Source organism: Streptomyces laculatispora, from assembly GCF_017353455.1.
Classification (GTDB): domain Bacteria; phylum Actinomycetota; class Actinomycetes; order Streptomycetales; family Streptomycetaceae; genus Streptomyces; species Streptomyces laculatispora.
The window spans coordinates 1-6,560 of the sequence record NZ_JAFMPZ010000097.1 but is presented as its reverse complement, the minus strand read 5'-3'; the positions used below and the strand labels follow the sequence as shown (position 1 = coordinate 6,560).

Below are 6,560 nucleotides of genomic sequence, written 5' to 3'. Positions count from 1 at the left end.
GTGGGAAGCCCTACTGGTACGCGGACACCATCCGTGCCTGGGTCACCGCTCGCCCCGGCAACCGGGGCCGCCGGGACTGACCCGACCCTCCCCGTCTCTTCCCCCCGGCTCCCTTCACTCCGGCCCCGGACGGCAATCGGTCCCCACCCGCTGCCGTGCGGGGCCTCCCCCCTGCCGGCACCGTCCTGGGCGGTCAGCGCGGGGGTTCGATGACCGTCACTCCGGCTCCCGGTGCCGCGCCCATCGCCGCGAGCGCCGCCGGGGCCGCGTCCAGCCCGATGGTTGAGGTCACCAGCAGGTCGGGGCGCAGGCTGCCGGACCGGACCATGTCCATCATCGGCGGGTAGGCGTGCGCGGCCATGCCGTGGCTGCCGAGGAGCTCCAGCTCCAGACCGATCACCCTCGCCATGGGTACGGCGGGGTCACCGGCCACCGACGGGAGCAGCCCGACCTGCACATGGCGCCCGTGACTGCGCAGGCTCCGGACCGAGGCGGCACAGGTGACCGGCGACCCCAGGGCGTCGAGGGACAGCTGGGCCCCGCCGCCCGTGAGTTCACGTACCGCCTCGTCGGCGCCTCCTGGGTATGCGGAGGCGTCCACGCACTCCACCGCCCCGAACGTCCGGGCCAGCCGAAGGGCGTCGGGCGAGACGTCGACCGCGACGACCCGGGCGCCGCAGGCCACAGCGATCATCACGGCCGAGAGCCCGACCCCGCCGCAGCCGTGCACGGCGACCCATTCGCCCGGCGCCACCCGGCCCCGGGCCACCACGGCCCGGAACGCCGTGGCGAACCGGCAGCCCAGACCGGCGGCCGTACCGAACGACATCCCGTCGGGGACGGGGACCAGATTGACGTCGGCCTGTTCCAGCGCGACGTACTCGGCGAACGAGCCCCAGTGGGTGAATCCCGGCTGGGTCTGCCGCTCGCAGACCTGCTGGGCCCCGGCCGCGCAGGCGNNCCGGCCAGTTCATGGCCGGGCACGTGCGGCAGGGTGATGTCCGGATCGTGGCCCATCCAGCCGTGCCAGTCGCTGCGGCACAGCCCGGTCGCCTCCACCCGGACCACCACCCCCCGACGGGAGGGGCTGGGATCCGCCACGTCCTGGACCCGGGCTTCCTTCCCGAACTCCTCGAACACCACTGCCCTCATACGCTCCGCCCCTCGCCCGCGCCCCGTCTTCCGGACGGCCGAATCTACGCTCCGCCGGCCGCCTCTCCGCGGGCCACCGTCCGCCCGCCTACGCCCCGCTGGTCACTTTGTCCCGCTCGTCGGCGGGCTCCGGTATCTCCTCGGCCGCCGGCTGTGCGGGCTCCCCTTCGCTCAGGCCGAATCGCCGGTGGAAAGCCCGCAGCGGTGCCGGGGCCCACCACGTCGCCCGGCCCATCAGCTTCATCACGGAGGGGACCAGCAGACTGCGCACGACCATGGCATCCATCAGCACCGCCAGCGCGATGCCCAGTCCCAGCATCTTCGTGTTGGTCACCCGGGACGTGCCTATCGCGACCATCACCACGGCCAGGATCACGGCCGCAGCGGTGATCAGCCCTCCCGTGTGCCGCAGCCCGAAGGTGACCGACCGCTCGTGATCGCCCGTCCGGTCGTACTCCTCCTTGATCCGGGAGAGCAGGAACACCCCGTAGTCCATGGAGAGCCCGAAGGCGACGCAGAACATCAGCACCGGCAGTGTCGTCTCGATGTCCCCCGTGCTGGTGAAGGAGAGCAGTCCGGAGAGATGCCCGTCCTGGAAGACCCAGACGACCGCCCCGAACATCGCCGTGAGGCTCAGAGCGTTGAGCACGACCGCCTGGAGGGGGATCAGCACACTACCGGTGAGCAGGAAGACCAGAAGCAGCGTCACCACGGCGATGATGCCCACCGCCCAGGGCAGCCGGTCCGCGATGGCGGTCTTCGAATCGACCAGTACGGCCGCGGAGCCGGTCACCGAGGTGTCGAAGGGAGCGGGCTCGGCCCGGAGATCCTTCACGAGCGCCTGTGACCGCTCCCCCACCGACTCGCCCTTCGGCAGCACACTGAAGTAGGCCGAACTTCCCTCGACCACCGGGCCGTCGACCCGCAGGGCGTCGGGAAGCGCTGCGATCCGGCTGCGGTACTCGGCGTACTGGGCCGGTGTCGCGGCCCCTTCCGCGAGGACTTCGAGGCCTCCGCCGGGGCTGCCGGGGAACCCGTCCCTGATGTGCTGCTGGACCACGCGCGACTCGGCGGAGGCCGGCAGCTGGCGGTCGTCCGCCGTGCCGAACTTCACCCCCAGGAACGGCAGCCCGAGCAGCACGAGCCCCACGCTCGTGACGACCGCGAAGAGCGGCGCCCTGCGCATCACCAGCGCGGCGAACCGCCCCCACCCCTTGCCGGACTCGGTCGCGGTGGACGGCTCCGCACGCCCCCGGCGCAGCAGCCTGCGCAGATCAAGGGCGTTGACCCTCGGGCCGAGCAGCATCAGCGCGGCCGGGAGGACGATGAGCGCGGCAGCGGCGGCGAGCAGCACCACGGCGATCCCCGCATAGGCGAAGGAGCGCAGGAAGTACTGCGGGAAGACCAGCATCGCGGCGAGCGAGACCGCGACGGTCAGCGCGGAGAACAGCACCGTCCGCCCCGCGGTCCGCAAGGTCGCGCCCACCGCCGCCCGGACCTCCGCCCCGGCCGCCAGCTCCTCTCGGAACCGGCGCACGATGAACAGGGCGTAGTCGATGGCGAGTCCGAGGCCGAGTGCTGTGGTGAGGTTCTGAGCGAAGACCGAGACATCGGTGAATTCGGTGATGCCGCGCAGCACGGCGTTGGTGCCCAGGATCGCGACGATGCCGACACCCAGCGGAAGCAGCGCAGCGATCGCGCTGCCGAAGACCATGACGAGCAGCACGAGCGTGACCGGCAGGGCGATCATCTCGGCCCGCAGCAGGTCGTCCTGGATGATCGTCTGCATCTCGTGGCGGACGGCTACGGGGCCGCCGACCGAGACCTCGACCGGCCCGTGCGCACCGCGGTACGTGGGAGCTATCCGGTCCAGGACCTCCCCCACCGCCTTGTCGTCGCCCTCGATCCGGGCCGCGATCAGCGCCTCCCGCCCGTCCTCGGCGCGCAGCGCGGGTGCCTTGCTCTGCCAGTACGAGCCGACGCCCGTGATGTCCTTCTCGCCGGCCAGCCGCTCGGTGAGGCGCGCCGCCTCGGCGGCCACGGCGGGATCGTCGACGGAGACGCCGCCGCTGTCGAGGAGCAGCAGCAGATTCGGCTGGGACGCCGGGAACTCGCGCTCCAGCGCCTTGGTCGTATAGGTCGATTCGGCATTCGGGGACTCCCAGCCACCGCTGCCCATCCGGTCGGCGACCCCGCTGCCCGCGAAGACCGCGAGCGCCGTGATCACCAGGGCCGCCAGCAGCGCGAGCCGTGGCCGCGCGGTGACGAAGCGGGTCCAGCCCCCGACGCGCTCCGGGCTGTTGACTTGAGGCATGGTGCGGTGTCCCCTTTTCCCCCGGATCCAGGCACCCGGGCGGCAGCGCGCGGCGGCCGCACAGGGCAGCATGGATCAGTCGTTGCCACATACACTGGCAAATACGAGCCATCGCTCGCGTTCCACAAGAATGCGAGCGGCCACTCGTGTTTGTCAACCTTGCACGAAAGCTGGGGATAGACCGTGTCGGAGGCCAGAACGGAGGGCACCGGAGGCGCAGGAGCCACGGGAGCCACAAGAGACCCAGGGGTCACAGAAGGCGCAGCAGCCACCACAGGCACGGCAGCCGGCACCGCCCGCCCCCGCCGCCGCCAGGCGCGCGGCGAGGCGCGCATCGCCCAGCTCCTCAAAGCCGCCTCCCGCGTCTTCTGCACGAGCGGGTACACCGCCGCGAGCACCAACGCCATCGCCCGGGAGGCCGGGGTCTCGCCCGGCACGCTCTACCAGTTCTTCCCCAACAAGGAGGCCATCGCGGTCGAGCTGGGCGACCAGCTCCTGAGCCGCTGGCGGGAGACGTACGGAGCAGCGCTCCTCCCGAACCACCTCGAACTCCCGCTGGACCGGATGCTCGACGCCACCCTCGACCCGCTCATCGAGTTCAACTGCGAGAACCCGGCCTTCACGGTCCTGATGCACGGATCCGAGATCCCCGGCACGATCACGCAGGACCACGACGCCGTCCACACGACGATGCTCAACCGGGTCGAGACGATCCTCACCGGCTACCTCCCGAGCGCCCCTCCGGCCGAGATCACCCGCGTCGCCACGATGATCTTCATCCTCTTCAAGGCGGGGCTGGACGTGATCATGGCGCACGAGGGAATGGAGCGGGAGGCGTACATCAAGGAACTGAAGACGGTCCTCTTCCGCTATCTCGAACCGATGGTCTGCGCCGCCACCCCTCTCCCCGCTCCCCCGAATGGCCGCTAGCGGCTCGGCCTGCTCGCGTTTATACCCCCTAGGGGTATAGTCTGGTGAGTGTGGAGGCGCACCGGCCTTCCCGGAACCCTCCTGGGCCCCTGTCTCCACACCCACATGTGCCCGTCGAAGAGGAGAAAACGATGACCGCCGAGACCCAGCTCCCCCAGGCGACCGGCTCCTGCTGCTCGCCCAGCGGCTCCTGCCACGACGGTGCGAGCGCCGACGCGAAGCAGGGCGGCGTGACCACGGTCTACCAGGTGACCGGCATGACCTGCGGCCACTGCGAGGGCGCCGTTTCCAGCGAGATCTCCGAAATCGAAGGGGTCACCTCGGTGAAGGCCGTGGCGTCCACCGGCCAGGTGACGGTGACCTCCCAGGCGCCGCTGGACGAGGAGGCCGTGCGCGCCGCCGTCGACGAGGCCGGTTACGAGCTCACCGGCCAGGCCTGAACGCCCCGGGATCCACGGGATCCGCTCCACCCGCACCACCCTTCGCCGCCGGGCCGGACCGACCAGCAGATACTGGTGGGGTACGGCCCGGTCGGCGTTTCAGGAGTTCGGACATGCACAGCGCTACAGAGACCGAAGCCCCGGCAGCGGAGAGCTCGGAGGCCGAGTTCACGATCGGCGGGATGACCTGCGCCTCCTGCGCGGCCCGCGTCGAGAAGAAGCTGAACCGGATGGACGGGGTCACCGCCACCGTCAATTACGCCACCGAGAAGGCCCGGGTCGTCTTCGGCCCGGAGACCGGCGTCGCGGATCTGATCGCGACCGTCCAGAAGACGGGCTATACGGCGGAGCCGGTGCACCGCCCCGCACCGACTCCTCCGACACCGCCCGCACCGGCGCCGGTCACGGACACCCCGAACCCCACCGGCATCGCGGAAGCCGCAGAAACCTCAGAATCCACCGGCGCCCCGGAGGCCCTGAGCACCCCGGACTCCGCGGACGTCCCCGACAGCTCCACCGTTCCCGACGGCCCCGTCACCGTCCTCACCTCGCTGCGTCAGCGGCTCATCGTGTCGGCCGTCCTCGCCGCCCCCGTCGTCGTACTCGCGATGATCCCGGCCCTCCAGTTCGACAACTGGCAGTGGCTCTCCCTCACCCTGGCCGCCCCCGTCGTCATCTGGGGCGGGCTGCCCTTCCACCGGGCGACCTGGACCAACCTCCGGCACGGCGCGGCCACCATGGACACGCTCGTCTCGGTCGGCACCCTCGCCGCCTTCGGCTGGTCGCTCTGGGCCCTGTTCCTCGGCGACGCCGGGATGCCCGGCATGAGGCACGGCTTCGACTTCACGGTCTCCCGCACGGACGGCTCCTCCACGATCTATCTGGAGGTCGCCGCCGGAGTCGTCACGTTCATCCTGCTGGGCCGCTATCTGGAGGCGAGGTCCAAGCGGAAGGCGGGTTCCGCCCTGCGGGCGCTGATGCATCTGGGTGCCAAGGACGTCGCGGTCCTGCGGAACGGCGCCGAAGTGCGCGTCCCTGTCGCCCGGCTCGCCGTCGGCGACCGCTTCGTGGTCCGGCCCGGTGAGAAGGTCGCCACCGACGGCGCCGTCGTCGAGGGCGCGTCGGCGGTGGACGCCTCCATGCTCACCGGCGAGTCCGTCCCGGTCGACGTGGATGTCGGCGACGCCGTCACCGGCGCCACCGTGAACGTCTCCGGCCGGCTCGTCGTCGAGGCCACCCGCGTCGGCGCCGACACCCAGCTGGCCCGGATGGCCCGGCTCGTCGAGGACGCGCAGAACGGCAAGGCCGAGGTGCAACGCCTGGCCGACCGGATCTCCGCGGTCTTCGTCCCCGTGGTCCTGCTGATCGCCCTGGTCACCCTGGTCGCCTGGCTGCTGGTCACCGACGACGTGACGGCCTCCTTCACCGCCGCCGTGGCCGTACTGATCATCGCCTGCCCCTGCGCCCTCGGCCTCGCCACACCCACCGCCCTCATGGTCGGCACCGGACGCGGCGCCCAGCTCGGCATCCTGATCAAGGGCCCCGAAGTCCTGGAGACCACCCGCCGCGTCGACACGATCGTCCTGGACAAGACCGGCACCGTCACCACCGGCAAGATGACCCTCCAGACCGTCCACACCGCCCCCAACACCACCGAGACCGACGTACTGCGCCTCGCCGGCGCCCTGGAACACGCCTCCGAACACCCCATCGCCCAGGCCGTC

General features: G+C 71.3%; 4 protein-coding genes and 1 pseudogene. 3 read left to right on the top strand and 2 right to left on the bottom strand.

Annotated elements, in window-relative coordinates; genetic code table 11:
* Positions 1-193: 193 nt before the first annotated feature.
* Both J1C73_RS05640 and J1C73_RS05635 read right to left on the bottom strand, forming a co-directional pair.
* Positions 194-1,152 (bottom strand): annotated as a pseudogene (locus J1C73_RS05640) (zinc-binding dehydrogenase).
* 88 nt (positions 1,153-1,240) lie between these two features.
* Positions 1,241-3,466 (bottom strand): MMPL family transporter, encoded by a 2,226-nt coding sequence (locus tag J1C73_RS05635; RefSeq protein WP_207315363.1) that lies wholly within the window; start codon positions 3,464-3,466, stop codon positions 1,241-1,243.
* Positions 3,467-3,649: 183 nt separating this feature from the next.
* Here J1C73_RS05635 and J1C73_RS05630 point away from each other — a divergent pair, with 183 nt between their 5' ends.
* The 3 genes from J1C73_RS05630 to J1C73_RS05620 all read left to right on the top strand — a co-directional run.
* Positions 3,650-4,396 (top strand): TetR/AcrR family transcriptional regulator, encoded by a 747-nt coding sequence (locus J1C73_RS05630; RefSeq protein WP_207315362.1) that lies wholly within the window; start codon positions 3,650-3,652, stop codon positions 4,394-4,396.
* Positions 4,397-4,527: 131 nt separating this feature from the next.
* A complete protein-coding gene (locus J1C73_RS05625; RefSeq protein WP_207315361.1) occupies positions 4,528-4,836 on the top strand; it encodes a heavy-metal-associated domain-containing protein in 309 nt (102 codons plus the stop codon).
* Positions 4,837-4,949: 113 nt separating this feature from the next.
* Positions 4,950-6,560: heavy metal translocating P-type ATPase (locus tag J1C73_RS05620; protein ID WP_207315360.1), on the top strand; the 1,611-nt coding region annotated here is incomplete at its 3' end.